The 26,388-nt window shown below is 67.8% G+C and carries 31 protein-coding genes (1 of these 31 only partly in view); 15 read left to right on the top strand and 16 right to left on the bottom strand.

The annotated features are described in order from the left end of the window. Together J2126_RS07525 and J2126_RS07520 are read left to right on the top strand one after the other, a co-directional pair. On the top strand, positions 1 to 127 hold the end of the coding sequence (locus J2126_RS07525; RefSeq protein WP_209485356.1) for a tautomerase family protein. Its footprint begins 254 nt before the window's first position; 127 of the gene's 381 nt are visible here — the last part of the coding sequence; its start codon lies off the left edge, out of view; it ends in the stop codon at positions 125 to 127. A gap of 108 nt (positions 128 to 235) precedes the next feature. After that, the gene (locus J2126_RS07520; protein ID WP_209485355.1) at positions 236 to 571 is read left to right on the top strand and encodes a GIY-YIG nuclease family protein; all 336 of its coding nucleotides are present in this window, start codon (positions 236 to 238) and stop codon (positions 569 to 571) included. Positions 572 to 584: 13 nt separating this feature from the next. Here the strand turns inward: J2126_RS07520 and J2126_RS07515 are convergent, their stop codons facing one another. From J2126_RS07515 to J2126_RS07485, 7 genes are all read right to left on the bottom strand, one after another. After that, the gene (locus J2126_RS07515) at positions 585 to 1,664 is read right to left on the bottom strand and encodes a ring-opening amidohydrolase (protein WP_209485354.1); all 1,080 of its coding nucleotides are present in this window, start codon (positions 1,662 to 1,664) and stop codon (positions 585 to 587) included. An 8-nt stretch (positions 1,665 to 1,672) separates the two neighbouring features. Continuing rightward, positions 1,673 to 2,446 carry an ABC transporter permease gene (locus J2126_RS07510; RefSeq protein WP_209485353.1) on the bottom strand — a complete coding sequence of 258 codons (774 nt, stop codon included), beginning with the start codon at positions 2,444 to 2,446 and terminating at the stop codon, positions 1,673 to 1,675. After that, the gene (locus J2126_RS07505) at positions 2,443 to 3,282 is read right to left on the bottom strand and encodes an ABC transporter ATP-binding protein (RefSeq protein WP_209485352.1); all 840 of its coding nucleotides are present in this window, start codon (positions 3,280 to 3,282) and stop codon (positions 2,443 to 2,445) included. Before J2126_RS07505 ends, J2126_RS07510 begins: the two co-directional genes overlap by 4 nt. Next, complete coding sequence (gene allB / locus J2126_RS07500; protein WP_209485351.1) at positions 3,279 to 4,715, bottom strand: allantoinase AllB; 1,437 nt, start codon at positions 4,713 to 4,715, stop codon at positions 3,279 to 3,281. The genes J2126_RS07505 and allB overlap by 4 nt, the downstream gene beginning before the upstream one ends. Before the next feature lie 10 nt (positions 4,716 to 4,725). Beyond that, complete coding sequence (locus J2126_RS07495; RefSeq protein WP_209485350.1) at positions 4,726 to 5,517, bottom strand: SDR family NAD(P)-dependent oxidoreductase; 792 nt, start codon at positions 5,515 to 5,517, stop codon at positions 4,726 to 4,728. Between the two features lie 81 nt (positions 5,518 to 5,598). Beyond that, on the bottom strand, positions 5,599 to 6,654 hold the full coding sequence (locus J2126_RS07490; RefSeq protein WP_209485349.1) for an ABC transporter substrate-binding protein: 1,056 nt from the start codon (positions 6,652 to 6,654) through the stop codon (positions 5,599 to 5,601). A gap of 24 nt (positions 6,655 to 6,678) precedes the next feature. Next, on the bottom strand, positions 6,679 to 7,437 hold the full coding sequence (locus tag J2126_RS07485; protein WP_209485347.1) for a cysteine hydrolase family protein: 759 nt from the start codon (positions 7,435 to 7,437) through the stop codon (positions 6,679 to 6,681). Positions 7,438 to 7,569: 132 nt separating this feature from the next. Here J2126_RS07485 and J2126_RS07480 point away from each other — a divergent pair, with 132 nt between their 5' ends. After that, positions 7,570 to 8,484, top strand: a complete 915-nt coding sequence (locus J2126_RS07480) for a LysR family transcriptional regulator (protein ID WP_209485345.1) — start codon at positions 7,570 to 7,572, stop codon at positions 8,482 to 8,484. Between the two features lie 29 nt (positions 8,485 to 8,513). On the opposite strand, the gene J2126_RS07475 is transcribed toward J2126_RS07480, so the two are convergent. Further along, on the bottom strand, positions 8,514 to 9,290 hold the full coding sequence (locus tag J2126_RS07475; RefSeq protein WP_209485344.1) for an SDR family NAD(P)-dependent oxidoreductase: 777 nt from the start codon (positions 9,288 to 9,290) through the stop codon (positions 8,514 to 8,516). A 186-nt stretch (positions 9,291 to 9,476) separates the two neighbouring features. Here J2126_RS07475 and J2126_RS07470 point away from each other — a divergent pair, with 186 nt between their 5' ends. The 6 genes from J2126_RS07470 (at position 9,477) to J2126_RS07445 (ending at position 14,784) form a co-directional block, all read left to right on the top strand. Next, the gene (locus J2126_RS07470; RefSeq protein ID WP_209485342.1) at positions 9,477 to 10,226 is read left to right on the top strand and encodes an SDR family NAD(P)-dependent oxidoreductase; all 750 of its coding nucleotides are present in this window, start codon (positions 9,477 to 9,479) and stop codon (positions 10,224 to 10,226) included. A 109-nt stretch (positions 10,227 to 10,335) separates the two neighbouring features. Further along, a complete protein-coding gene (locus J2126_RS07465) occupies positions 10,336 to 11,184 on the top strand; it encodes a branched-chain amino acid ABC transporter permease (protein WP_209485340.1) in 849 nt (282 codons plus the stop codon). Continuing rightward, on the top strand, positions 11,181 to 12,173 hold the full coding sequence (locus J2126_RS07460) for a branched-chain amino acid ABC transporter permease (protein ID WP_209485338.1): 993 nt from the start codon (positions 11,181 to 11,183) through the stop codon (positions 12,171 to 12,173). The genes J2126_RS07465 and J2126_RS07460 overlap by 4 nt, the downstream gene beginning before the upstream one ends. Beyond that, a complete protein-coding gene (locus tag J2126_RS07455; protein WP_209485336.1) occupies positions 12,170 to 12,877 on the top strand; it encodes an ABC transporter ATP-binding protein in 708 nt (235 codons plus the stop codon). Before J2126_RS07460 ends, J2126_RS07455 begins: the two co-directional genes overlap by 4 nt. Beyond that, positions 12,874 to 13,569, top strand: coding sequence for an ABC transporter ATP-binding protein (locus J2126_RS07450; RefSeq protein ID WP_209485334.1), 696 nt, complete (start codon positions 12,874 to 12,876; stop codon positions 13,567 to 13,569). Before J2126_RS07455 ends, J2126_RS07450 begins: the two co-directional genes overlap by 4 nt. Positions 13,570 to 13,608: 39 nt before the next feature. After that, the gene (locus J2126_RS07445; protein ID WP_209485332.1) at positions 13,609 to 14,784 is read left to right on the top strand and encodes an ABC transporter substrate-binding protein; all 1,176 of its coding nucleotides are present in this window, start codon (positions 13,609 to 13,611) and stop codon (positions 14,782 to 14,784) included. Positions 14,785 to 14,821: 37 nt separating this feature from the next. On the opposite strand, the gene J2126_RS07440 is transcribed toward J2126_RS07445, so the two are convergent. Next, positions 14,822 to 15,643: an IclR family transcriptional regulator gene (locus tag J2126_RS07440; RefSeq protein ID WP_209485329.1), complete on the bottom strand. Its 822-nt coding sequence runs from the start codon at positions 15,641 to 15,643 to the stop codon at positions 14,822 to 14,824. A 335-nt stretch (positions 15,644 to 15,978) separates the two neighbouring features. Between J2126_RS07440 and J2126_RS07435 the strand changes: the two genes are divergently transcribed. The 6 genes from J2126_RS07435 (at position 15,979) to J2126_RS07410 (ending at position 20,625) form a co-directional block, all read left to right on the top strand. Continuing rightward, a complete protein-coding gene (locus tag J2126_RS07435; RefSeq protein WP_209485327.1) occupies positions 15,979 to 16,722 on the top strand; it encodes an SDR family NAD(P)-dependent oxidoreductase in 744 nt (247 codons plus the stop codon). A gap of 33 nt (positions 16,723 to 16,755) precedes the next feature. Then, entirely contained in the window at positions 16,756 to 17,499 is a 744-nt protein-coding gene (locus tag J2126_RS07430) for an SDR family NAD(P)-dependent oxidoreductase (RefSeq protein WP_209485325.1), read from the top strand. 128 nt (positions 17,500 to 17,627) lie between these two features. Continuing rightward, the gene (locus J2126_RS07425) at positions 17,628 to 18,860 is read left to right on the top strand and encodes an ABC transporter substrate-binding protein (RefSeq protein ID WP_209485323.1); all 1,233 of its coding nucleotides are present in this window, start codon (positions 17,628 to 17,630) and stop codon (positions 18,858 to 18,860) included. 99 nt (positions 18,861 to 18,959) lie between these two features. Then, positions 18,960 to 19,361 (top strand): cupin domain-containing protein, encoded by a 402-nt coding sequence (locus tag J2126_RS07420; protein ID WP_209485322.1) that lies wholly within the window; start codon positions 18,960 to 18,962, stop codon positions 19,359 to 19,361. Between the two features lie 62 nt (positions 19,362 to 19,423). Beyond that, a complete protein-coding gene (locus J2126_RS07415) occupies positions 19,424 to 20,290 on the top strand; it encodes a fumarylacetoacetate hydrolase family protein (protein WP_209485320.1) in 867 nt (288 codons plus the stop codon). After that, on the top strand, positions 20,287 to 20,625 hold the full coding sequence (locus J2126_RS07410) for an NIPSNAP family protein (RefSeq protein ID WP_209485318.1): 339 nt from the start codon (positions 20,287 to 20,289) through the stop codon (positions 20,623 to 20,625). The genes J2126_RS07415 and J2126_RS07410 overlap by 4 nt, the downstream gene beginning before the upstream one ends. Positions 20,626 to 20,698: 73 nt before the next feature. Here J2126_RS07410 and J2126_RS07405 read toward each other — a convergent pair whose 3' ends face one another. From J2126_RS07405 to J2126_RS07375, 7 genes are all read right to left on the bottom strand, one after another. Continuing rightward, positions 20,699 to 21,022: a hypothetical protein gene (locus J2126_RS07405; protein WP_209485316.1), complete on the bottom strand. Its 324-nt coding sequence runs from the start codon at positions 21,020 to 21,022 to the stop codon at positions 20,699 to 20,701. A 30-nt stretch (positions 21,023 to 21,052) separates the two neighbouring features. Then, positions 21,053 to 21,487, bottom strand: coding sequence for a hypothetical protein (locus J2126_RS07400; protein WP_348634259.1), 435 nt, complete (start codon positions 21,485 to 21,487; stop codon positions 21,053 to 21,055). A 115-nt stretch (positions 21,488 to 21,602) separates the two neighbouring features. Then, on the bottom strand, positions 21,603 to 22,481 hold the full coding sequence (uraD, locus tag J2126_RS07395; protein WP_209485312.1) for a 2-oxo-4-hydroxy-4-carboxy-5-ureidoimidazoline decarboxylase: 879 nt from the start codon (positions 22,479 to 22,481) through the stop codon (positions 21,603 to 21,605). Positions 22,482 to 22,495: 14 nt separating this feature from the next. Next, complete coding sequence (locus J2126_RS07390; RefSeq protein ID WP_209485310.1) at positions 22,496 to 23,299, bottom strand: ABC transporter permease; 804 nt, start codon at positions 23,297 to 23,299, stop codon at positions 22,496 to 22,498. A 9-nt stretch (positions 23,300 to 23,308) separates the two neighbouring features. Further along, positions 23,309 to 24,166, bottom strand: coding sequence for an ABC transporter permease (locus J2126_RS07385; RefSeq protein ID WP_209485308.1), 858 nt, complete (start codon positions 24,164 to 24,166; stop codon positions 23,309 to 23,311). Between the two features lie 2 nt (positions 24,167 to 24,168). Continuing rightward, on the bottom strand, positions 24,169 to 25,218 hold the full coding sequence (locus J2126_RS07380) for an ABC transporter substrate-binding protein (RefSeq protein ID WP_209485306.1): 1,050 nt from the start codon (positions 25,216 to 25,218) through the stop codon (positions 24,169 to 24,171). Between the two features lie 2 nt (positions 25,219 to 25,220). Next, positions 25,221 to 26,327, bottom strand: coding sequence for an ABC transporter ATP-binding protein (locus tag J2126_RS07375; protein WP_245327240.1), 1,107 nt, complete (start codon positions 26,325 to 26,327; stop codon positions 25,221 to 25,223). Positions 26,328 to 26,388 lie beyond the last annotated feature (61 nt).

The following is a 26,388-nucleotide window of genomic DNA, read 5'->3' as shown; positions in this document are numbered from 1 at the left end:
GTTTCGGCGGATCGCTCAATATTTGAGCGAGAATCCTGGGCTGCGGCAGGAAGATGTGTTCATCAATCTCATTGAGGTGAAAAAGGAGAATTGGTCGCTCGGCAACGGCATCGCGCATTACGCCTGAACCGCATCGGCTTGTCCCTGCCCAGACGGGCAGGGATGAGTGCCGGTCCGGTCATATTTACCCGGAGTCAAATATGGGATATATCATCCGGGTAAAATGGAGGTTGCGGTGGACAGGCAAGAGCGAAAAGCGGCCATAACGGCCTACAAGGAGCGCAAACCCGCACTCGGCGTCTATACGGTGATCTGCACCGCGACGGGAGAAACGTGGGTCGGGACCAGCCGGACCTTGGACACGATCAAGAACCGACTCTGGTTCGAGCTCGCCATCGGCAGCCACGCGAACGGCGCGCTCCAAGCGACCTGGACCGCCCATGGCGCCGGCGAGTTCCGTTATGAGGAACTCGACCGCCTGCGCGATGATTTTCCCGATTTCGAACGGGACGACGAACTGAAGAAGCGCCGGGCTTTATGGCAGGCGCGGCTCAAGGCCCGCCTGCTGTAAGGGAGCGGGCAAATTACCTTTGCTCGGCAACGATGCGCCGCGCGATGATTGCCACCGGGCCTCCTCCGTCCGGGCCCTGGTGCTCCGCACCGCCGGAAACGTAGATGTCCGTGTGGCCGACGACACCGGCCAGCGCACCGGCGACGAAGGCGCGGGCGTGGCGGGTGGAGGAAATGTCGCTGTCGTCCAGCATGGTGTGGCGTCGGCCGCGAATGAGGCCGCTGCGGCTCGCCTCCGCCTTTGCGAGCACGATGGTGTCGTCGCCTGCACTAACACCCAGCGTGCCGATGGCCTCGCGCGCCGGCGCCACGTCGATGGCATCCGCCATCACTCCATGGGCAATGGCGAGGGGGCCGCTCCAGTCTTTCGACAGGCCTAGCACGACGATCTCATGGCCGAGCAGTTCGATGCCACTGGAGCAACTTGCGCGTCCGGACCACAGGCCGTAATCGGCGCAGATGGCGGCATCGGACAGCGCCGCCTCGGCGACCTCCCCAAGCGCGAGGGCGATGCCGAGGGCGCTGGCCCCGCGCGACAGCCCCATGGATTTGAGCGTGTCGGAGGTGGCCGTGGTGGCGCCCCGCGCCTCGGCTTCGCGTACCCGCGCGGCGGTGAGCAGCGGGCACTTCACCTGCACGAAATGAACGTCGCCGGCGTCCCTGATGCCGGCCGCGGCCATAGCCTGGCGCACGCCTTCAGCCACCGCGCGCACCTGTCCCATCCGGCCGAGATGCTCGGACGGAAGGTCCGGCGTATGCGCGCGGCCAACCGCGAGGGCGGGGGAGGGACCGCCCGGCGCGGTCTGGGCAACCTCGAACACGAGAAGGTGCGGGGACATGCCGCCCTCGGTCCCGCCCGACATGACGAGACAGATATCGTCCGCCGCCGCGCCGAGATGCGCGCGCAGCAGCGCCTGCAAGACGGAAACCGAGAAGCCGCGCGAGAAATCGTTGACGCAGCCGTTGCCCTCGGTCTTGCCGAAGATCGCGAGAATGCCCTCGGGCGCGATGGCGCCGGAGGCGATGGCGGCAGCAAGGCCCGACACGTCGTCGGGGCTCGCGGTGGGGATGCGATGGACCTTGGCTGTGCGCATGGCGTGTCTCAGGCGAATTCCGCCCCGTCCTTGCGTCGGGCCCAGCCGATCACCCGCCCCTCGATGAGGGAGAAGATGGCGTAGAGGCCGACGCCCAGCAGCGCCAGCACGAGCAGTCCGGCGAAGACGAGGGGCACGTCGAAGGAGGAGGAGGCGATCATCATCAGATTGCCGATCCCGCGGTTGGAGGCCACGGTCTCGGCGATGACGGTGCCGACGAAGGCGAGCGTCACCGACACCTTCAGGGAGGCGAAGAAATAGGGCATGGCGCGGGGCAGGCCGACATTGAACAGGATGTCGAGCTTGGTGGCGCGCAGCGCCTTCATCACGTCTTCCAGTTCAGGCTCCGTGGTGGCAAGGCCCGTGGCCACATTCACCACGATGGGGAAGAGGCTCATGATCATGGCGGTGAGCACCGCCGGCACCGTTCCCGCGCCGAACCACAGGACGAAGATCGGGACGACCGCCACCTTGGGGATGGAGGAGAAGCCGATCAGCAGCGGATAGCCCGTGTCATAGGCAAGGCGCGAGGAGCCGATCAGCACCCCGAGCAGCACGCCGATGACGATGCCGAGGGCGAAGCCGACCAGCGTGGTGTAGAGCGTCTGCACCGTGTGCGGCCAGATGGCCGGGGCCTGCAGCCAGAGTGTTTCAAAGATCTGGCTCGGGCGCGGCAGCACGATCTCCTTGATGTGGAAGACCACGCAGGCGAGTTCCCAGACGAGGAAGAAGCCGACGATGACGGCTGCGGAATTGAGGCGGCGACGCAGGGTGTAGGTCATGCGGCGCTCTCCACCGTGGCGTCGGGTGTGGCGGCGGGCGCGCGGGCCGAGACGATGAGGCTGCGCAGGCGCTGGGTGAGGGAGACGAAGCCCGGCTCGTAGGTCATCTCGATGGTGCGCGGGCGGGCGAAATCCACCACGCAATCCTCGACGATCCGCCCCGGCCGGGCGCGCATGACACAGACGCGGTTGGCAAGGTATCCGGCTTCCTTGAGATCATGGGTCACCAGCAGCACGGTCGGCCGCCGGGTCAGCCAGAGATCCTGAAGGATCGCCCACAATTCCTCGCGGGTGAACTGGTCGAGGGCGCCGAACGGCTCGTCCAGCATCAGAAGCTGCGGGTCGTGGATCAGCGCGCGGCACAGGGAGGCGCGCTGGAGCATGCCGCCGGAGAGCTGCCAGGGAAACTTGTCGCCGAAGCCGGCGAGCCCCACCTGCGCCAGCAGCGCATCGGCGCGGTCGCGGAATTCGGTCTTCTTCTTGGCGCGATACTGCTGGCGGAAGGGCGGCACGATCTTCAGCGGCAACATCACGTTCTGCCGGATGGAAAGCCACGGCAGCAGCGTCGGGTTCTGGAAGGCCATGCCCACCCGCACGGGCTCGGCACCCACTTCGCGCTGGGCCACGAACACCCAGCCAGCCGAGGCGGAAATCAGCCCCGTCACCAGCTTCAGGATGGTGGATTTGCCGCAGCCGGAGGGCCCGACGAGGGCGACGAAATCACCCTTGCCGATCTTGAGGTTTGTGGTGCCGAGCGCCTCGACGGTGCGCTCGCCGCGCCCGTAGGCGAGGCGCACGTCCTGGAGCTGGACGAAGGGGGGAGCGTCCTCGGTCATGCCGCCACCTCCGGTCGGTCGGCGGTGACCGCCGACAGGGTCTCGTCGGTGTGCAGGGGACGGGCCTCCGGCATCTGCTGGATGGCATGGACGGAACGGCCATGGCCCTTCGTGTCGGCGACCAGCGCGCGATCCTTCATCACGAAGCGCCCGCGCACCATGGTATGGCGCGGCAGGCCGACCACCTTCCGGCCATCCCACGGGGAGATCTTCGAGCGGGACTGAAGGTCGGCGTCGCGCAGCGTCCAGGCGTGGTCGAGGTCCACGAACGCGAGGTCGGCGTCGGCACCCGGCAGGATGGCGCCCTTCTTCGGGTAGAGGCCCCACACCTTGGCCGGGTTCACCGCGCTCCAGCGCACATAGTCGCGGATATCGTAGCGGCCGGCCGCGACCTCGGTGAGCATCAGCGGCATCTGGGTTTCCACGCCGGGGAAGCCGCAATCGACGCTCCAGATGTCGGCGCGGGTCTTCTCCTCCGGGGTGTGGGGAGCGTGGTCGGTGGCGATCATGTCGATGGTGCCGTCGAGAAGGCCGGCCCACAGCGGTTCGTTGTTCACGCTCTCCCGGACCGGCGGGTTGACGCGGATGATGCCGCGGCAGCGGGCGTAATCGGCCTCGCCGAGCATGAGATAATGCGGGCAGGTCTCGCCGGTGATGTCCACGCCGCGCGCCTTGGCGTCGCGCAGCGGTCCGAGTTCGGCGGCAGAGGAGATGTGCAGGATGTGGATGCGCGCGCCGGTCCACTCCGCAAGAATGGCGGCGCGGGCCACGGCCTCCACCGCCACGACGGCGGGTCGGGAGGCGAGATGGGCGAGGGGATCGGTGCGCCCGCTCTCGGTCAGGCGCTTCTGGCGCCGCTCCATCACGGAATTGGTCTCGGCATGCAGCGAGATGCGCTTGCCGGTGGGCGCCACCATCTCGAACGCCTCCAGCATCGCCCCGGTGGAGGGCGTCGGGATGCGGCCGAAGGTGTTGCCCATGTAGCATTTGAAGCCGATGATTCCGGCCTCGATCAGCTCCGGCACCTTGTCGATGGTGTCTTCGCCCAGCACGGCATAGAGGCCGTAGTCCACATGCGCCTTCGAAGAGGCGATGGCGTGCTTGGCCTTGAGTGTTTCTCCATCCGCGACGGTGGGGATGGTGTTGGGCATGTCGAACACGGTGGTCACGCCACCGAAGGCCGCGGCGGCGGTGCCGCTCTCGAAGTCTTCTTTGTGCGTGTAGCCGGGATCGCGGAAGTGCACATGCACGTCGATGGCGCCGGGCAGGATGGTGAGGCCCGTGGCGTCGAAGGTCTCCTTCGCCTCCGACATGGCATCGGGCGTGCCCACGGCGACGATGGTCTCGCCACGGATGGCGATGGAGGCCTCGATGACCGTTTCGGGGGAGACGATGCGCCCGCCATGGATGACGAGATCGACCGGTTCGTTCATGTCATCCTCCTCAAAGCATCGCCCAGCCGCCATCGACCGGCATGTCGATGCCGGTGAGCTGGCGGGATACGTCGCTGGCGAGGAACAGACAGGCGTTTGCCACGTCCTCGTCGGTGGTCACGCGGCGCAGCGCGTAGTCCGCCGCGTGGCGGGCCATGGCTTCCTCCAGCGTGATGGAGAGCTTCTTCGCCATGTCGGCGCAGACCTTCTCGCGGAAGCGCGGGCCGTCCACCATGCCGGGTTCCACGCAGTTCACGTTGATGTTGTGTTGGCCCACCTCCAGCGCGAAGCTCTTGGTGATGCCGCGCAGGCCCCATTTGGAGGCCGAATAGGCCATGCGTCCGGCCCGCCCGCGCATGCCGAAGGTGCCGCCCACATTGACGATCTTGCCATAGCGGCGCTCGATCATGGTGGGCAGCACGGCGCGCATGGTGTGGAAGCAGCCGTTCATGTTGAGGGTGACGATCTCGTCGAACTCCGCAGGCGTCGTCTCCACCCCGGTCTTGCCGATGGGGCCGGAGCCGCCGGCCACGTTGACGAGGATGTCCACCGTGCCGAAGGCCTCGACCGTCCGCGCGGCGGCGGCATCGCAGGCATCGGCGTCGGTGAGGTCGCAGGCGATCACGAGGGCCTCGGCGCCGGCGGCGCGCACGTCATCCGCAACCGGCGCGATGGCGGCCACGTCGCGGCCGATGAGGGCGAGGCGGCAGCCTTCGGCCGCGAACGCGCGGGTGATGGCGGCGCCCATGCCCTTGGCGGGGCCGGTGATCAGCGCGACGCGATCCTTGAGCTTGAGATCCATGGGAATTCCGTAGGGTATGGGGCGCCGCTCCGCTTCGGGGAGCGGCGCCGGGTCTCGAAAAGGAAGGTCAGGCCGGTTCGGTCAGAACAGTTTCTTGGGCAGGTCCGCCACCGGCGGCAGGAAGGCGGGATCGAAGATCTGCGACGCCTTCGGCGTGGTGGGCAGCTTGTTGGCGTCCACCAGGATGTCGATGGACTGCTGCAGGCGCTTCATGTCCACGTTGCCGAGGCCGATCTTCGCGATCTCGGGGTGGTTCATCTCCGCCTTCAGGGTGGCGTCGAGGCGTTCCTTCTCAAGCGGAACCTTGATGAGCGGCTCGCGCTTGGCGACGGCGGCCACCGCCGCGTCCGGATCCTTCAGCGTCTCCATGACGCCCTTGTTGAGGGCGCGCAGGAAGCCTCTGATGGCCTCCGGATTGTTCTTGATGAGATCGGCCGACACGATGATGCCGTTGGAATAAAGGTCCATGCCGTAGTCGCCGAAGCTGATGTAGCGCAGCTTGTCGTCGTCGGCACCGATGAGCTTGGCGGAGAAGCGGATGGTGTTCACATAGCCGAACACGCCGTCCACCTGGCCCTGCATCAGCATCTGCTCGCGCAGGTTGGGCTGCATGTTGGTGATCTTGATGCCGGAGCAGTCGATCTTCGCCACCTTGCAGAAGGCGGGGAAGAGCTTCAGCGCGCCGTCATTGGCCGCGCCGCCCAGCGTCTTGCCTTCCAGATCCTTGGGCGTCTTGATCGGGCTGTCCGCCTTCACCGCGATGGTGAAGGGCGGCTGGTTGAACATGATGTAGACGGCGGTCGGCGCGCCCTCGGGCTTCTTGGCGGCGAGCTCGATCAGCGCGTTCACGTCGCCGAAGCCCATGTCATAGGTGCCGTTGGCCACCAGCGGAACGGCGGCGCCGGAGCCGTTGCCCTGGTCGAAGGTGACGTCGAGACCCTCGGCCTTGAAGTATCCGCGGTCCTGCGCGAGGAAGAACATGCCCTGCGGGCCCTGATACTTCCAGTTGAGCACCATCTTCAGCTTGGTGTCCGCCAGCGCCGGCAGGCCGGCGACGGCCGTCGAGGCGACGCCGAGGGCAAGGGCAAGCGCAAATTTGCTGCTTGAAAGGCGTCGCGAGAGTGTCCGGAGTGTCATTCTGAGGGTCCCGTCTGGCTCTGGTTATTGTTGAGGCTGGTCTTCAAGGGCGGCGAGGAGGTCGCCGCTCGAAAGCGTGACGCCGTAGAGCTGGCGCACGAGGAAGAGGACGGCGTCCGACACAAAGGCCGGGGAGACGGTGGCGCAGGCGTCTTCCACCAGAAGGCAGCCGTAGCCCCGGAAGCTCGCGTCGCAGAGGGTGGAGAACACGCAGCGGTCGATGTTCACGCCGGTGAACACGAGCGTGTCGATGCCCCGGTTGCGCAGGATGGAGTCGAACTCGTTGTCGTGGAAGCCGGAGAGGCGATGCTTGTGGACCACGAGGTCGCCCGGCTCCGGTGCGAGCGCGTCGATGGTCGCGGCGCCCCACTCGCCTTCCACGAGAATGCGGCCGCGCCCCTCCACCGAGGGGTCGCCATAGACGGGCCGCGTGCCTGCGCCGGACGCCTTGGCGAGCAGCGGGGCCGAAAGCTCGGCACGGTCCGCCCGCACCCCCCAGTTCACGAAGATCACCGGCAAGCCTGCCGCCCGCGCGGACGCCGTCAGCGCCTGGAGGGTGGGAACGATGGCTAGAAGCGGGGACGGGTCGACGCCGAGGCGGGGAAACCAGCCGTCGGGTTCGAGGAAATCGTTCTGCATGTCGACGACGACGAGCGCGCTGCGCGCCAGGTCGATTTCCGCCGGTTGCGGCGCCGCCGGCAGCGTCACGATGCGTGGGGCGACCACCGATCGGGCGAATTTCAGCGGGGCCTGTTTCAGCGGGCTCGGGTCGGACGCGGACATACAATTGCTCTCGCGACACGCCGGAGAAGGGCTCTCCTGCTGAGAGATGACACTGGCACGACACAGTGATGCGATCCATTGCCGATTATTCCACATGCTGTAGCCTAAAAGGCTACGATAGGTGAGGACGGCATGCGGCACCTCAGATTCCTGCGCTACATGGACGAAGTTGCGCGCACCGGCTCCATTCGCGGCGCCGCCGACCGGCTCAATGTGACGCCCTCCGCCCTCAACCGTCGCATCATGGATCTGGAGGAGGAACTGGGGCTGAAGCTGCTGGAGCGGCGCCCCCGTGGCGTGCGGCTCACCTCGGCCGGCGAGGTCTTCCTCACCTATGTGCGCGAGCAGTTGAACGACGCTGACCGGATGCGCTCGCAGCTCGAGGATCTGCGCGGCCTGCGCCGGGGCACCGTGCGCATCGCCTGCAGCCAGGCGCTGGCGCATGATTTCCTGCCCCGGCAGATCGGCGCCTTCCGCAAGCGCTATCCGCTGATGACGTTCGAGGTGATGGTTGTGGACCACGAGCGGGCGATGGGCCTGCTGGTGGACTATGTGGTGGACCTCATCCTCGTCTTCCGCCCGCCGTTCCTGGGGCGCCTGCGGCCGATCATGACCCTGCCGCAGCGGCTGGTGGCGCTGATGGTCGAGGACCATCCCCTCGCCCGCAAGGCGAAGCTGCGTCTCGCCGACTGCACGGGCTATCCGCTGGCCCTGCCGGAATTCTCCACCGGCGGCCGGCAGATGATCGAGGAGCGGCTGTCCCGCGCGGGGCTGAAGCTGTCGGTGGCGGCAGAGACCAATTCGTTCGAGCTGCTGCGCGGGCTGGTCGCCCACACGGGCATGATCTCGTTCCAGATCGAGATCGGCGCGCAGCCCGAGGCCATGCCGCCCGGCATCGTCGTGCGTCCGGTGGACGAGCGCGACCTGCCGAGCGCCGATCTGGTGCTCGGCCAGCTGCGCGACCGCAACCTCCCGCTGGCGAGCGCCCAGTTCGCCGAGCATCTGGCCGGCGCGTTGCGCGGGCGCATGGAGGTGCCGGCAGAGTAGGGGCAGCCTGGGCCGGCTGCCCCATGACCTCAGATGATGCCGGTTTCCACGGCCACACGCCGATAGCTGGCGCCGGCGGTGAAGCCGCCGTCGATCACGAAATCCTCGCCCGTGATGAAGGCGGAGCGGTCGGAGGCGAGGAACAGTACCAGCTCGGCGATCTCTTCCGGTGTGCCGCTGCGGCCCATGGGCGTCATGCCGATCATGGGCTGGAGATGCGGGCTCGCGGCGTTGAGGGCCGTCACCACCAGGCCCGGGCATACGGCGTTCACGCGGATGCCGCGCGCGGCATATTCCATGGCGGCGCTGCGGGTGAGGCCGCGCAGCCCCCATTTGCTCGCCGTGTAGGCCGGGTCGTAATGGCCGGAAAAGGCGCTGTTCGAAGAAATGTTGACGATGCTCCCGCCGCCGGTCTCCTCCATCAGCGGCACCGCTGCCCGGATACCGAGGAAGGCGCCGGTGAGGTTGACCTTGAGAACGCGCTCCCACGCCTCCGGCTCGGTGGCGGAGACCGTTGTGCGGTTGATGATGCCGGCGTTGTTGACGAGGATGTCGAGCCGCCCTTTCCAGTCGCGCACCGCCGCGATGGCCTGAGACCAGTCGGCCGCGTCGGTCACGTCGAGCGCGCGGAAGCGGGCCTCGATCCCCTCTGCGGCAAGCTCAGCCGCGAAAGCTTCGCCCTCCGGTGCGAGCACGTCGCACACCATCACCGCCGCCCCCTCGCGGCCCAGGCGTCGCGCCTCCGCCGCGCCCTGGCCTCGCGCCCCGCCGGTGACGACGGCAACGCGCCCCTCCAGTTCCCTCATGCTTTTCTCCCCGGATTTGGTGTTCGAGCCCGGCCGGCCGTGGACGTCTAGCCCAAGAGGGGCCACCGGAAAGCCCTTGCCACAGATTTTAGAATAAACTAAAAATCGCATAATACGAGATTAATCGTCGCTCAACGATCTCCGGACTCGACAGGGTCGCAGAACCGGGACGGGGGAGGAAACGGGATGCTGCAAGGAAAGGTCGCCCTCATCACGGGGGCCGGCATCGGGATCGGCCGCTGTGCGGCGGAGCTGTTCGCCCGCAACGGCGCCCGCATCGTCGTGGCCGAGATCAACGAGGAGGCGGGCCGGGAAACAGCCGAGCGCATCCAGGCCCAGGGCGGCGAAGCTCTCTTTGTGCGGACCGACGTGACCGACGCGGCCGGCGTCGAGGCGGCGGTGGCGGCCGGCGTCGCGCACTATGGCCGGTTGGAGGTGATCTACAACAATGCCGGCGGCTCCACGACCCGGGACAGCGATGTCACCCGCGCGCCGGACGACGAATTCTGGCGGGCCATGACGCTCGATCTGCACGGCACCTGGCTCGTCAGCCGCTTCGGCATTCCCGAGCTTATCAAGGCCGGTGGCGGGGCGGTGGTGAACGCGGCCTCGGTGGTGGCCCTCATGGGGTGGCCGGGCAAGGATGCCTACACCGCAGCCAAGGGGGCCGTCGCCGCGCTCACCCGCTCCATGGCGGTGGAGTTCGCGCCCCACAACATCCGCGTGAACGCGGTCGCGCCGGGGGTCACCCGCACGCCCCGCGTGGTGGCGCAACTGGAGCAGCTTGAGACCACCCAGCGCCTCACCGCCGCCCACCTGCTGGGCATGGTCGAGCCGCTGCATGTGGCGCAGGCGGCGCTGTTCCTCGCGTCCGAGGCTTCCGGCCGGACCACCGGGCATGTGCTGCCCGTGGATAGCGGCCTCTCCATCTCCTGATCCAGCCGACCGCATCCCTACCGCCAGGGAGCGGTCAGGGCCCGCCACCTGGCGGTAGGGACACCGCCTCGCCGCCAGACCGCAGCCGCCCGCCCACAGGAGGGGTCTGTTGATCATCCATATCCTCAATGGCTTCGTCTACGGGGGCCTGCTCTATCTGGTCGCCATCGGGCTCGTGCTCATTTTCGGGCTCCGGCAGGTGGTGAATTTCGCCCACGGCAGCCTCTTCATGCTGGGGGCCTATGTGGGCTACGCCGCCACCGCCGTGGCCGGATTCTGGGCTGGCGTTGTGGTGGCGACGCTGGTGCTCGCAGCGCTCGGCCTGCTCCTCGACCGCGCGGTGTTCCGCCCACTGCAGGACCAGGATCCCATCGTCACCCTGCTCGTGACTTTCGGCCTCCTGCTGGTGCTGGAGGATCTGGTGCGCACGGTCTGGGGCAAGGACACGCTGACCATCGCCATGCCGGACCTGCTGAGCGGCACGGTGCGCATCGCCGGCGAGGATTTCCCGGTCTACCGCCTGTTCGTGATCCTGGTCGCGGCGGGCATGGGGGCGGGGCTCACACTGTGGCTCAAGCGCAGCCGCATCGGCCTCTATGTGCGGGCCTTCGCCTCCGATCCCCTGACCACGGGCACGCAGGGCGTTGACACCGAGCGCGTCAGCGCCGCCGTGGTCGCGCTGGGCGCGGGCTTCGCGGGGCTCGCCGGCATCATCGCAGGTCCCCTCCTCGCCCTCTCGCCGGCCATGGGCGGGTCCATCCTCATCGAGAGCTTCATCGTGGTGGTGGTGGGCGGCTTCGGCAGCTTCTCCGGCGCGTTCGTGGCGGCCCTCGTGATCGGCCAGCTCCAGAACCTCGGCATCGTCTTCATCCCGTCCTTCGCCACGATGATCCCCTTCCTGCTGAGGATGCTCATCCTCTTGTGGCGTCCCCTCGGCCTCACGGGGAGGGCGGCATGACGACCCCCACCACCCTCGCAACCGCCGCCCCCGTGCGCGGTGCGCGCGTACCGGGCGGCCTCGTCGCCGCCATCGTGGTGGCTGCCGGGTGCCTGCTGCCCTTCGCCGGCGCGTCGCCGCTTCTCCTGTCGCTGCTGGTCCAGGCCGTCATCGGCGCCATCCTGGCGACCGGCGTCGGCTTCCTGGTGCGGCAGAACGGCATGGTCAGCTTCGGCCATGCCCTGTTCTTCGGCCTCGGCGGCTATGTGCTCGGCGTGCCGATGGCGCACGGGCTGCTGCCGCCGGAGGTGGCGGTGCTGCTGGCACTGGTCGTGCCGGCGCTGCTCGCCTTCCTGCTCGGCCTCGTCATCACGCGCATTCCCGGCGTCGCCTTCTCCATGCTCAGCCTCGCCTGCGCGCAGACCTTCTACGAGGTCGTGCTGAAGGTGCGGACGCTGGCCAACGGCGACGACGGCATGTCCATCACCTTCCCGGTGCGGATCTTCGGGCTCGACGTGGCCCTGCTGCAGGAGCCGCGCTCCATGTTCCTGATCTGCTGGGGGCTGCTCGCGGCGGTTCTTCTCGGCCTGTGGCTGTTCACCCGCTCGCCCTATGGCCTGCTGACGCTGGCCATCCGCTCCAATGAGGAGCGCGCGCGCTTCATCGGCTACGAGACCGTGGTGCCGCGCGCCGCCGTCTATGCGCTGTCGGCGGGCGTGGCGGGCCTCGCGGGGGTGCTGGCGACTTTCTACAACGCCTTCATCTCCCCCGACATGATGCACTGGACCCTCTCCGGCTCGGCCCTTGTGATGGCCGTCATCGGCGGCACCCGGGCCGTGTGGGGGCCGGCGCTCGGCGCGGTGGTGTTCTTCTTCTTCAAGGAAATCGTGGGCGACGCCACCGAGCATTGGCCGGCGGTGATCGGCGTCACCCTCATCGTGGTCACCCTGTTCGCGCCGGTCGGCCTCAGCGGGCTGCTCGCGCGGCTTTTCTCCGGGAGGGCGGCATGAGTGTGCCGGCCATCGAGGGGCGTGCTCTCTCCCGCACCTACGGCGGGTTCCGCGCGCTGGACGGCGTCGACCTCACGGTGGCGCGCGGCGAGGTGCGGGGCATCATCGGCCCGAACGGGGCGGGCAAGTCCACGCTCATGGACGTGCTCACCGGCCGTGCCGCCACGCGCAGTGGAATGGTGTTGCTGGGGGGGCGGGACATCAGCGCGCTGGCGCCCCGCGCCCGCCAGCGCGCCGGCCTCGCCCGGTCGTTCCAGAAGACCAACGTCTTCCTCGACCTCACCGTCGGAGAGCAGATCCGCCTCGCCGGTCGCTGCGCAACGCTCGACAACGGCGAGGAGGTGCTGGTGGCGCTGGGCCTCGCCGAGATCGCCCACCGTCCCGCCGCCGACATTTCCTATGGCGATCGGCGCCGGCTGGATCTCGCTTTGGCGCTGGTGGGCCGCCCGCAGGTGCTGCTGCTCGACGAGCCGGCGGCCGGCCTCACGGTTGAGGAATCCCTCTCCATGGCCGGCCTGCTGAAGCATCTCGCCCGGCGTTGGCAGGTGACGGTGCTGCTGGTCGAGCACGACATGGAGGTGGTGTTCGGCATCTGCGACCGCATCACCGTGCTCCACCTCGGCCGCCTGCTCGCAGAAGGCACGCCGGATGAAATCCGGTCCGATCCGCGGGTCATCTCCGCCTATCTGGGGACTGCCGCATGACCTTGCTCGGCTTCGAGGCGGTGGACGCCTTCTATGGTCGCGCCCAGGTGTTGAGGGGCGTCAGCATCGCCATCGGCAAGGGCGAGCGCGTGGGGCTGCTCGGACGCAACGGCGTCGGCAAGACCACGGTGGTCAACGCCCTGCAGGGCATCGCCCAGGTGGGCCGAGGGGCGGTGGTGATGGCCGGGCAGCCGGCGCCGCGCATCCGCCACTACAGCGCCGCCCGGGCCGGAATCTCCGTGGTGCCGCAGGGCAGGCGCATCATCCCCGCGCTGAGCGTGCGGGAGAACCTTCTGCTCGGCGCCGCCGTCGCACGGCCCGGTCCCTGGACGCTGGCGCGGGTGTTCGACCTGTTCCCGGTGCTGAAGGAACGTCAGCACAGCCCCGGCACGGCCCTAAGCGGCGGCCAGCAGCAGATGCTCGCCATTGGCCGTGCGCTGATGGCCAATCCCGATCTCCTTGTGCTGGACGAGCCCTCCGAGGGGCTGGCGCCGGTGATCGTGGATGAACTGGCGGAGGTCTTCGTGCGCCTCGCCGACGAGGGCACCAGCCTGCTCCTCATCGAGCAGCACATCAGCCTCATCCGGCGCGTGGTGGAAAGGTACCACATCATGGCCAAGGGCATGATCGTGGACAGCGGACCGTTGGCCCAGCTGACGACCGAAAAGCTCAAGCAACACGTCGCCGTCTGAAGGCGTAAAAAAAGGGTGGGACTGCCAATGGGATGGACGATGCGTTTGGGCGGCGTGCTCGCCGCCGCCATGTTGCTGCCGGTGGCGGCGATGGCGCAGGAGCCGCTGCGGATCGGCGTGCCGACCGCGCTGACCGGCACCTATGCCGACCTCGGCAGCCAGGTGAAGCGCGCCATTGCCTTCGCCGCCGCCGAGGCCAATGCGGCGGGCGGCGTCGACGGCCACAAGGTGGAGGTGGAATATCTCGACACCGAGGCCAAGCCCGATCTCGCCCGGCGCCAGGCGGAAAAGCTGGCGCTCCAGGGCAACAAGGTGCTCATCGGCGCCATCGCCTCCGGCGAGGCCCTCGCCATCGCGCCCCTGCTGGCGCGCTGGGACGCGCTCTACATCGCGACCACCAACAAGAGCGACAAGATCACGGGCGAGGCCTGCGTGCCGCGCCTGTTTCGCGTCAACCGTCCCGACAGCTCCGACGCTGCCACCATGGCGCCGTGGCTGAAGGGGCGGGGTGAGGAGACCTGGGCGGTGATGGCCGCCGACATCGCCTGGGGCCGGGATGTGGCCGCGAGCTTCGGCAAGGCCGCGGCGGCGCAGGGCAAGAAGGTGGTGCTGGAGAATTTCTCTGCCCTCGGCACCAATGATTTCGCGACCTACATCCAGAAGATCAAGGATTCCGGCGCCAAGGGCGTGTGGGTGGCTCTGGCCGGCCGCGATGCGGTGAACTTCGCCATGCAGGCCAAGCAGGCTGGCCTGCTCGACAGCGCCACCGTGGCCGGGGTGAGCTTCGTGACCGACAACACCGTCGCCTCCATCGGCGACGCAGCGAAGGGCATCGCCGGCATCATCAACTACTCGTCCACCCTCGACAATCCGGCCAACACCGCCTTCGTGGCGGCGTGGGAGAAGGTGTATCCCGGCACCGCGCCGACCAATTTCGAGGGCGAAACCTACATCGCCATGCAGGTGCTGTTCCAGGCGGTGAAGGCTGCCGGCAGCGTGAAGGCGGCGGACATCGCCAAGGCCCTGCCGGGCCGCACCTACGCGACCATTCTGGGCGATCAGCAGATGCGCCGCGAGGACAACCAGTTGGTCGGGCCGAACTTCTTCGGCGTCGTGGAGGTGTTCGAGGGCAAGCTGCGCCCGGTGGTGAAGATGTCGGTCCCGGCCGATACGGCCACGGTCGCGGCGAGCCCGGCCTGCAAGATCGCGGGTTGAGGGGGCGGGCAGCGTTCGCGGGGGCGCCGCCCCCTCCTCAGTCGACGGGCGAGGCATCCTCGGGGGACGGGGTACGGATCCTGCGGGGGCGCGCCGCCCGCTGCGCCGGCCGGTCTCCGGCCTCTCCGGCGATGGCACTGGTGATGCGGGCGGCCAGATCCTTGATCTCGCCCACCAGGTCTTCCTTGCCGTCGCTCTCGAAACGCGCCTCACGCACCGCGAACACCACGCTGCCGAGGATGCGCTTCTCCGCATCGAACACCGGCGCGCCGATGCCCACGAGATCCGGGATCACCTCGCCCCGCGTGACGCAATATCCGTCGCGGCGCAGGCGGGACATATTGGAGCGGAACTGCTCCCAGTTCTCGCCGAGCCCCGCCTCCCGCACCAATTCGCCGTGCCACAGCATGATGTTGCGCAGCTGGTAGGGGGTCAGATGGGCAAGGATGGTCTTCGCCATGGCGCCGCGGAACATGGGCATGGGCCGGCCGCGCTCGTAATATTCCGGCACTGAGCGCTCTGGCCAGACGATATCCGCGCACATGACCTTGTCGCCGTAATAGCTGCACAGCATCACATTGATGCCGAGGCGCGCGCTCACGTCCCGCATGGGGGCGCCGGCGCGGGTCAGCAGCGGGTCGGCGCGGCGCACGAGGCGGTCGAGCTCAATGATGCGCGGGCCGAGCACGTAGCTGCCGCCCGTGGTCGGGGCGAGCAGCCCCGAATCGCACAGCGACTGGATATAGCGATAGGCGGTGGCGCGGGAGGCGCCGGCCGCCTGGACGTCCTCGAGCTGGATGCTCATGCGGTCCTCGCCGAAAAGGTCGAGAACCTTCAGCATCTTGTCGAGACTGCTCATGGCTGCGTCCCTTCGGTTTCATGCGCCCAGTTTCATGCACCCGCGGCGCACCAACCGTCACCGCATTATAGGGCCAAGCCCGCGGATTGAAATTTGCGAGCAGTTTCAACTCCGTTTCCGCTCCCCCGGCGGCAATGTTCGCGCGGGAACGTCAGGAGAAGCCAAGCCTCTGTAAATCGAGGCGACACAATGCCATGAGACATTGACATGGCTCAAGATCAAGAAATAATCTCATAATACGAGAATAATTTAATACGAGGAACTGTCGTGTCCGATCCGGAAGACGTCGCGCTTCGGGCCATCGCAGCCCCTGTCCGGTCGGGCGGGGGCCGCCAGTGAAGGCCCGTGCCCCCTACGACCTCTCCGGCATGCGCATCCTGCTCACCGGCGCTGCCGGCGGCATCGGTCAGGCGACGGCGCAGCTGTGTGCGCGTCTTGGCGCCGAAATGGTGCTGACCGACGTCGCGCCCGCTCCCGGCCTCGCCGAAGACCTGCCTCGCGATCATGGTCAGGCCCACAGCTACGCGGCCTGCGACGTGCGCAACCGCGCTGCCGTTGAGGCGCTCTGCGCATCCGTGGGCGCACTCGACGCCGCCGTGCTGAACGCCGGCATCTTTCCGCAGGAGCAGTGGCTCGCCGACGATTGGGACGACCTCTTCCACGAGGTGATGGCGGTGAATGTGGCTGGGCCGGCGCATTTTGCCCGCGCGCTCGTTCCGGCCATGAAGGCGCGCGGCAACGGCCGCATCGTGCTTTTGGGCTCGGTGGCGGCCCACACCGGCGGCACCTACGCTCATTCTCCCGTGAGCTATGCGGCCTCCAAGGGCGCGATCCACACCTTCGTGCGATGGCTGGCGCGGCGTGCGGCGCCGGAGGTGCTGGTGAACGCGGTGGCGCCCGGATCCACCCTCACGCGCATGGTGGCAACTGCCGATCCCAGGGCGCTGGAGGCCATGCCCGTGCCGCGATTCGGCCGGCCCGAGGAGATTGCCTGGCCGATCGCCTTTCTCTGCTCCCCTGGCGCGAGCTTCGTGTGCGGCGCCATTCTGGACGTGAACGGCGGCGCCTACATGGGCTGAGGGCCGCGGCGCCTTTCAATCAGGGAAAACATCATGTTGCTGGACGGCAGGGTGGCCATCGTCACGGGCGCGGGCAGCCCGCAGGGGATCGGCTATGGGGTGGCGCGCCGCTTCGCACGGGAGGGGGCGCGGGTGGCACTGCTCGATCGCTCGCCCAGATCGGCACAGCAGTTGGAGCACGAGCTGGGACCTGACGCCATGGCGGTGATCGCCGACGTGCGCGACGAGGCCGCCTGCGCCGCCGCCATCGCCGAGGTGGTGGCCCGCTGGGGGCGGCTCGACGTGCTCGTGAACAACGCCGGCGTGGTGCAGGCCCGCCGGACGCGCGACATCTCCCGCGACGACTACGACCTCGTCATGGACGTGAACCTGCGCGGCACGCTCCACATGTCCCAGCAGGCGCTGGCGCACATGGGGCCGGGCGGCTCCATCGTCTGCATCGCCTCCATCGCCGCGCAGCGCGGCGGCGGGCTCATGGGCGGGCCGCACTATGCCGCCTCGAAGGGCGGTGTGCTGGCGCTGGTGAAGTCCATGGCGCGCGAGTTCGGCCCGGCCGGAATCCGTGTGAATGCCGTCAATCCGGGCGTCATTCTCACCGGCATAACCGCGGGCGCCTATGAGGGCGAGCGCGGCGCGAGTGTCATCTCCACCATTCCGCTCGCCCGGCTCGGCACGCCGGACGACGTGGCCGGCGCGTGCCTGTTCCTGGCCTCGGACCTGGCCGGCTACGTCACCGGCGCGTCGGTGGATGTGAATGGCGGCATGCACATGCACTGATGCGCGTCGCGGTTGACACTAGTCTCACAAAATGAGATTTTTAGCTATTCGCTATCAGATGCGGAAACGACCTGCGAAGCAGGCGCGCGTTGGACGCTTCGGCGTCCGATCAAGGGGAGGAGACACAGATGAAGCGCATGTTGGCCCGCGCCGCCGTTGCCCTGGCGGTGGGCGGTTTCTCGCTCGCGGCGACATCCGCCGCGCGGGCGCAGTTCAGCGATGGCGTGATCCGCATCGGCGTGCTGAACGACCAGAACGGCATTTACGCCGACATGGCCGGCCCCGGCTCCGTCGCGGCGGCCAAGATCGCGGTGGAGCAGATCGGCGGCAAGATTGGCAACACGCCCATCGAGATCATCGTCGGCGACCACCAGAACAAGCCGGACATCGGCCTCAACATCGCGCGCAAGTGGCTGGACGTGGACGGCGTCGACATGATCGCCGACATCCCCAATTCCTCCATCTCCCTGGCGCTCGTCCAGCTGGTGAAGGAAAAGAACAAGGTGGCCGTCATCGCCACTTCCAACAGCAACCGGCTGACCGGCGATTCGTGCACGCCCAACCATGTCCACTGGACGCTCGACAATTACGCCCTCGCCAAGAGCACGGCGACGGAAGTGCTGAAGTCCGGCGGCAGCAGCTGGTATTTCGTGACGGTGGACTATGCGTTCGGCCATGACATGGAGCGCGAGGCGGGACAGATCGTGAAGAATGCCGGCGGCACCGTGGTCGGCTCCGTCCGCCATCCGCTCGGCTCGTCGGACCTCTCCTCCTTCCTGCTGCAGGCCCAGGCTTCCGGCGCCAAGGTGATCGGCTTTGCCAATTCGGGCGCCGATTTCACCAATTCCATGAAGCAGTCGGCGGAATTCGGCATAACCCAGGGCAAGCAGAAGCTTGCGGCGCTGGCGGTCTACCTGACGGATATCAAGTCGCTCGGCCTCACGAGCGGGCAGGGGCTCTATCTCAGCGAGCCGTTCTACTGGGATCTCAATGACCAGACACGCGCCTTCGCCAAGAAGTTCTCGGAGAAAATGAACGGTGCCATGCCCACCTCCTTCCAGGCGGGCGTCTACTCCGGCGTGCTCCACTATCTCAAGGCGCTCCAGGCCCTCAACAGCGACGCGGACGGCCGCACCATTGTTGCCAAGATGAAGGAGCTGCCCACCGACGACCTCGCCTTCGGTAAGGGCTACGTCCGGGCGGATGGCCGCAAGATTCACCCCATGTACCTGTTCAAGGTGAAGAGCCCGGACGAATCCAAGGGTCCGTGGGATCTCTACGCCAAGATCGGCGAAACGCCCGCCGAGCAGGCCTTCAAGCCGCTTGAGGCCGGCGGCTGCGCCCTGGTGAAGCAGAACTGAGCGGGCGGGCTTTTCCTTCAGCGAAGCCGGGAGGCTGCGGGCTCCCGGCAACTTGCCCCCGCACACTCTCGGTCCCGCATCGATTTTCAGGAGCAGATCATGGTTGCAATCACCCCCGGCCTCGCCGGCGAGGACAAGCTCGGGCCGACGGACTCGCGCTATGTGGATGTGGCGAGCCTGCCGTGGAAGCCCACGCCCACCAAGGGTATCGACATGAAGATCCTCCTCCTCGACGAGGAGACGGGGCTCATGACCGCGCTCTTCCGCTGGGAGCCCGGCACCGTGTTGCCGCGCCACGAGCATGTGGAGATCGAGCAGACCTACGTGCTCGAAGGCAGCATCGTGGATGCCGAGGGCGAGGCGCTGTCCGGCAACTACGTGTGGCGCCCGGCGGGCAACCAGCATGTGGCACGCTCCCCCAACGGCGCGCTCGTCATCTCCATGTTCCTGCGCCCGAACAAGTTCCTCGACGGCGATCTCGCCGGCCAGGAACTGAAGTAATCCCTGGGTCCACGTTCGGGGCTGGACCGGCGTCCGGCTCCGGGCCCGTGCGAAAGAGCATCATGCGCATCGTCCGTTTCGAACATCAGGGGCGCATCCAGTTCGGAGCGCGCCGTGGAAGCCATGTGGCACCTTTCGCCGGGCTGGCGGGAGGATCCTTCGCCGCCCTCCTCGCCGGGCTTCGCGACGGGACACCCCTTCCCGAGGCTGAGGCTGTCGCGCAGACGCAGGTGAACCTGCTGCCGCCCGTGCCGCTGACCGGCAAGATCATCTGCATCGGCCTCAATTATGCGGACCATGCGCGCGAAGGTGGCCACCCCATTCCGACCTATCCGGCGGTCTTCCTGCGCACCGCCACCTCGCTGGTCGGCCACGGCCAGCCTCTCTTGCGGCCCATGGCCTCGGACCGCTTCGACTACGAAGCCGAGCTGGCAGTGGTCATCGGGCGCACCGCCCGGCATGCCCGCGCGGCCGAGGCGCTGGATTTCGTCGCCGGCTACTCGTGCTTCAACGATGGTTCGCTGCGCGACTTCCAGCGGAAGTCCACCCAGTGGACCATGGGCAAGAACTTCGACAAGTCCGGCTCCATCGGTCCCGAACTGGTGACCCAGGAGGCGCTGCCCTCAGGCGTCGGCAACCTGCGCATAGCCGCGCGCCTCAATGGCGAGACGCTGCAGGATGGTTCCACCTGCGACATGATCTTCCCGGTGCCGGACCTCATCGAAATCCTCTCCGCCGTCATGACGCTCGATCCCGGCGATGTGATCGCCACCGGCACACCCGCCGGCGTCGGCTTCGCCCGCACGCCACCGCGTTTCATGCAGGCCGGCGATCTCATCGAGATCGAGATCGAAGGTATCGGCATTCTCGCCAACACCATCGTGGACGAATCCTCTGGCGCAGGCGAACAGGAAGGCGTGCGGCGATGATCGTCGAAGAGCGGATGTATGTGCTCCACACCGAGGTGAACATCGCCGACTATATGGCGATCTACACCAGCGAGGGCCTGCCGGTGCAGCGGGAGATCCTCGGCGGCTTCCTCGGCTACTTCACGACCGAGATCGGCACGCAGAACCAGCTCATCCACTTCTGGGCCTATGCGGACCTGGAGGAGCGCCGCAAGCGCCGGGAAAAACTTGCGGCCCAGCCCGCCTGGCAGGCGTGCCTCGTCAAGATACGCCCCATGATCCGGACCATGGAAAACCGCATCCTGCTCCCCACGGCTTTTTCCCCATGGCCCGGCGTGACGCTGTCGGGTCAGTAGGGCTTCGGAGTGCATCTCGGGTTGCCGGTCTGCGATCCGGCGTGCGCCGGATGAGGCTCATCGAGACGCGCCCCTATTCCACCGCCAACCGCTCGGCGAGTTCGCGCACGTCGTCCCAGCTCAGCCGGTGGCGTGCGTCGCCACCGGTGTCCACATCGACGCCCTCCGCATGGACGTTGGCGGAGAAGTCGCCGTCCATGCCCACGGGGCTGAGATAGAGGAAATCCGTGCGCCGCCAGTCGTGGGCGACGGCGGTGAAGGCGCGCGACAGGGTGCGCCCCTCCTCCAGCGTCAGGTCATAGTGCAGCGCCTCGCTCAGCGTCATGCGCAGCATGTCGCCGAGCAGGCGGTGGGACACGCGCCGGACGAAGGGGTAGGGGACGCTGTGGTCGGTCATTGCTTGAGGCTCATGGCGAAGTCCGGCCGCTCAGATCGCCCGCACCTCTTCCGCTTTGGCGACGAACTCCAGCGTGTCCGCTGCGTCGAAATCCGCCACAGGCACCGCGAAGGCGAAGCGGTTCGCGTACCAGAAATTGCCGAAGGGCAGGAACAGGCTGCCGGAGGTGAAGGTGGCGAGCGGCGTGTCGCTCGCCTTCAGCACCGCCTCGAAGCCGGGGCCGGCTTCAGCTGCGGCGGTGTTGTCGCCGAACACCTCGAACTGCACGACGAGCCGCACCAGCGGGGCGCCCGCCTCCTCCGTCCTGATGGCGATGACCTTCAGGTCCTGGAAGCGCCGGCCGATGCTGCCGTCCGCCAGCAATTGCGGGAATTCATGCACGCGCCCCTTCTTCACCGCGAGGCCGTCGGCGGGCAGCACGCCGAGGTCGGCGAGCCCGGTGGGCTTGGCGGGGGCCAGTGTCACGCTGGTGCGGGTTTCCTGCAATGCCGGCAAAATACGCTCCTGTCGGGTGGGTCGTTGGACATGCGACAAAAATCGACATTGCCCGCCCAGAAGCACATTGCGCGCCAGATCGTCCTCAGCTCCCGCGATAGGTGGTGTAGGCGCCCGGCGAAAGCAGGAGCGGGACGTGGAAATGCTCCTCCGGATTCCACACGGTGAAGGCCACGCGCACCTTGCCGAGATAGGCGCGGGCGGTGGTGGAATAGCCGTGGCGGGCGAAATAGGTGGGCGTGTCGTAGCGCCACTCATAGGTGCCGGCGGCAAGGTCGCCGTTGCCGAGGAGATGGTGGTCGCAGGCGCCGTCATCGTTGGTGACGAAGGAGGTGAGGCGCGTCATGCCGCCATCGCTCTCCCGCCGCCACAGCTCCACGCCCAGCCCGCCGGCCGGTGCCGCGCGCACGGTGTCGAGCACGTGGGTGGAGACGCTGCCCGTGGGCGCGGCGCGCACGCGGTCGAGCAGCCGCATCCAGGAGATGGCCGCGACCTCCGCCAGCGCCTCCGTACGCTCCGTCTCCGGGCTCGCCGCGAGGCGCCGCTCGAAGGTGGCGAACAGGGTTTCCAGCGAGGCCTTGCGCACCGCCAGGATGAAGGGATAGCCGAAGCGCGCCTCATAGGCGGCGTTGAGCCGGTCCAGCCGGGCGCTGATCTCGGCGTCGAGCGCATCTAGCCCGAGGGCGGTCTGCTCGGCGGTGGATTCCGCCGTGGTGCCGCGCCGGAGCGTCTCGGGGGAGAGGCGGGGATGGCCGTTGAGGAAATCCGCAAGGGCCGGCGCGGGCAGCGCCTCGATGCCGGCGAGCATCGCCTTGTGCAGGGCGGTGAGGGTGGCGAAGGGGCGCGCGGCGGCGGCGTTGCGCGCCACCCACGGGGCATTCTCGAACACCGGGCCGAGGGCCGCCGAGAAGTCGGTGGCGGTCATGGCATTCAGCGCGTCGAGGCGCAGGAGGTCGTTCTGCACATCCCGTCTCCCGGTCATTTCATGAAGCGTGAGAAGCCGGCGACGCGCTCCATCAGCACCATCATCAGCACGGTGGCGATGATGATGACGCCGCAGGCGGAGGCGGCCCGGCTGTCGAGCTGGTTCTGGATGATGTCCCAGAGATAGATGGGCAGCACCTGCGTGCGGGCATCCTGGAGGAACAGCGACACCGGCACGTTGTCGAACGAGGCCATGAAGGCGATGAAGGCGCCCGAGGCGACGCCGGGGCTGATGAGCGGCAGCGTCACCGTCCGGAACGTATGCACGCGCGAGGCGCCGAGGCTGCGCGAGGCGTCGAGCAGGGCCGGATCGAGCTGGGCGAGGCTGGCGAGCGTGGTGCGCAGCACGAAGGGCACGCACACCACGATATGGCCGATGGCGAGCGTCAGCGTCGAGGGCCGCATCCCCAGGATCGAGAACAGCATCAGCGCCGCGAAGCCGAAGGCCAGCGCCGGCAGGATCAGCGGCGACAGGAACAGCGTCTCCAGCCCCCGCGCCACCGCGCCCTCGCTGCGAGCGATGCCGAGTGCGGCGGCGACCCCCAGCACCACGCAGGCGGTGACGCTGATGACCGCCACCTTCAGGCTCACCCACAGGGCGGCCTGCAATTCGTTGGCGTCGATCAGCGCCGCATACCAGCGCAGCGAATAGCTGGCGGGCGGGAAGTGCAGCGCCTCCTCCCCGGTGAAGGAGAGGATGAGGATGACCAGCGTCGGCCCCGCCAGTACGATGACGGAGATGAGGGAAAGGAGGCCGAACACGGTGTTGAAGGAGAGGGTCTGCCAGTCGCGGAGCATGGCGTCCTCCTAGCCGTAGAGCCGGGCCGCGCGGCTGCGCGAGAGCGCCACCAGCATGGCGACGATGAGCAGCACGGAAATCATGAAGATGACCGAGACGGCGGCGGCGAAGGGCCAGTTCTGCAAATCCATGGCCTGCTGGAAGATCATCATGGGCATGTAGAGCAGCCGGGAACCGCCGATGAGCGACTGGGTGACGAAGGCCGTCACGCTCGCCGTGTAGGTGAGGATGGTGCCGGCGATGATGCCGGGAAGGGAGAGCGGCAGCGTGACCTTGAAGAAGGTGCGCCACGCCCCCGCGCCCAGCGCCTGCGAGGCGCTCTCGAGATTGGGATCGATGCGCTGGAGCGTGGTGATGAGCGGCAACACCATGAGCGGCATCTGCACCTGCGCCAGCACGATGACGACGCCGGTCTCGCTGAACAAAAGCTTGAGCGGTTGCGCCGAGAGGCCGAGCGCGAGGATCGCCTCGTTGACGATGCCGTGCCGGCCGAGGATGACGATCCACGCGAAGGTGCGCACCACCACGCTGGTAACGATGGGCAGCACCACGAGGAAGATCAGCACGGCCTGCCAGCGGGCGGCGACCCGTGTCGAGAGCCAGGCCAGTGGATAGCCGAACAGGAGGCACAGAAGGGTCGCCTTCGCGCCCACCAGCAGGGTGTCGCGCAGCACGGCGAGGTTGAGGCCGTCGGTGAGGAAGGCGGCGTATTGGGCAAGGCCCAGCGTGCCGGTCATCTGCCGCTCGGTCTCGAAGCTGATGGCGACGAGCAGGCCGAGCGGCGCGACGAAGAACAGCGCGAAGAAGGCCGCAAGCGGCAGCGCGAGCGCCCAGTCTCTTGGTTTGGAGTGATGGGCGCCCGCCATGGTCACGCCCGGATGTCGCGGTTGAACTGCTGGGTCCAGGCGGCGCGGTTCTGGTTCACCTTGGCCCAGTCGAAGAACACCATCTTGTCGAGGTCGGTGGGGGTCTTGGCGATCTTCTCCGCCACCAGCCCGGCGTAGGGCACCTTGCTGGAGGTGGGGATCACGTTCCAGGGCGACTTCTGCATCTCGCTCTGCACCTCGGGCGAGATCTGGCTGTCCACATAGGCATAGGCCAGCTCCGGCTTCAGCGCGCCGGCGACGATGTGCATGGTGGTCTTCCAGGCCGGGGTGCCGGTATCGACGCGGACGAACTCGATGGGCACGCCCTTGGCCTTCAGCTCCTCGGCGAAATTGAAGTTCTGCACGCCGATGTCGATCTCGCCCTGCTGGAACAACGCCCCGTGGGCGCCGAAATTGGCGGAGACGGCGGCGAGGTTCGGCAGCAGCGTCTTCAGCTTCTTGAAGCCCGGCTCCATGTTCGCCTCGGTTCCCCCGGCCAGCCGGTTGATGTCGAGCAGGAAGGCGAGGCCGAGGGTGGAGGCCAGCGAGGTGATGCCCACCCGGCCCTTGTATTCCGGCTTCCAGAGGTCCTCCCAGGAGGTGGGCGGGGTCTTCACCGTCTTCGGATTGTAGGCAATGCCGATGGCCTGCATGGTGATGGCCGGGCCGAACGTGCCCTGGAACTTCGGGTTCAGCGCTGCGAAGTTCGGCGACTTGGCCGGATCGTATTTGGCGATGAGGCCGGCATCGATGGCTTCCAGCGCCGGGCCTTCGTCCAGCATGGCGACGTCGAACGGCGGCTGGTTGCCCTTGGCGGCGGTCAGCTTGGCGATCTGCTCGGTCGCCAGCATGGGCGACTGCACCACGCTCGCCCCGGTGCGCTTGACGAAATAGGGCGGGAGGATCTGCTTCTGCACATTGGCCCAGGTGCCGCCGAAGGTGGCAGCCACCAGTTCGTCCGCTGCGAACGCACCGCGCGGGGAGAGCGCGAGGCCGGCAGCGGCAGCGGCGGCGGAGGCGAGGAACCCTCGCCGGGACATTTCGAACGTCATGCTCAATTCCCCTTCTTGTGGGTGTCGCCAGACGGGTCCGGGAACAGTCCGGTGATGCGGTTGGGCTTGAACTCGAGGAAGACGGCGCCTTCGAGCGGGGCATTGGCCTCGCGCTCCTGCACCACCTTCACCGACGAGCCGTCCATGAGCCGCGCCTCGTAGATGAGCGCGGGGCCGATGGGCATGACGGCGGTGATCTCGGCGGCGATGGCGTCCACGCCGCCTGCGGCGCTCACGCGAAGGCCCTCGGGGCGCACCGCGACGAGGACGGGGGCGCCAACGGGCAGCGATGTCTCGCGCCCGGTCTCGATGACGATGCTGTCCACGAGGCGTACGGCAGTTCCGTTGGCGGACGTGCCGGCCACTGTGGCCCTGAGCAGGTTGGCGGTGCCGACGAAGGTGTTCACGAAGAGGGAGGCCGGCCGGTCGTAGATGTCGGCCGGCGGGGCGAACTGCTCGAGGTTGCCGCGGGAGAGTACGGCGATCCGGTCGGACATGCTGAGCGCCTCCTCCTGATCGTGGGTCACCATCACCGTGGTGATGCCCGACTGGCGCTGGAGCCGCTTGATCTCGATCTGCATGTCCAGGCGCAGATTCTTGTCGAGGGCGCTGAACGGCTCATCCAGCAGCAGGATGCGCGGGCGGATGGCGAGGCAGCGGGCGAGGGCCACGCGCTGCTGCTGGCCGCCGGAAAGCTCGCGCGGTAGCCGGTCGCGGAACGCGGCCATCTGCACCACGTCCAGCATCTCGGTGACGACCGAGTCCGTCTCCGCCTTGGGCCGGCCGGCGGCGATGGGGCCGTAGGCGATGTTCTGCGCCACGCTCATGTGCGGGAACAGGGCATAGTTCTGGAACACGATGCCGATGCGCCGCCGGTTGGTGGGCAGATGGGAGATGGAGGCACCGTCCACCAGCACGTCGCCGGAGGTCTGGCGCAGGAAGCCGGCGATGATCTTGAGGAGGGTGGTCTTGCCGCAGCCCGAGGGGCCAAGCAGCGAGACGAGTTCCCCGGGGCGGATGTCGAGATCGACGGCGTTCGCGGCCACCACCTGCCCGAACGCGTGGGAAATCCCCCTCAGCGTCAGCGCGTGTCCGGCGGACTGGCTCATGTTTGAAGCCTCAAGGGTGCAGTCTGATCGGGACGCCCCATCGCCCGCGACATCAGGAGTG

Origin of the sequence: Xanthobacter flavus, assembly GCF_017875275.1 — a bacterium.
In the GTDB taxonomy this organism is placed as follows: domain Bacteria; phylum Pseudomonadota; class Alphaproteobacteria; order Rhizobiales; family Xanthobacteraceae; genus Xanthobacter; species Xanthobacter flavus_A.
The sequence above is the reverse complement of the archived record's forward strand: the minus strand, read 5'-3'. Positions and strand labels throughout refer to the sequence as shown.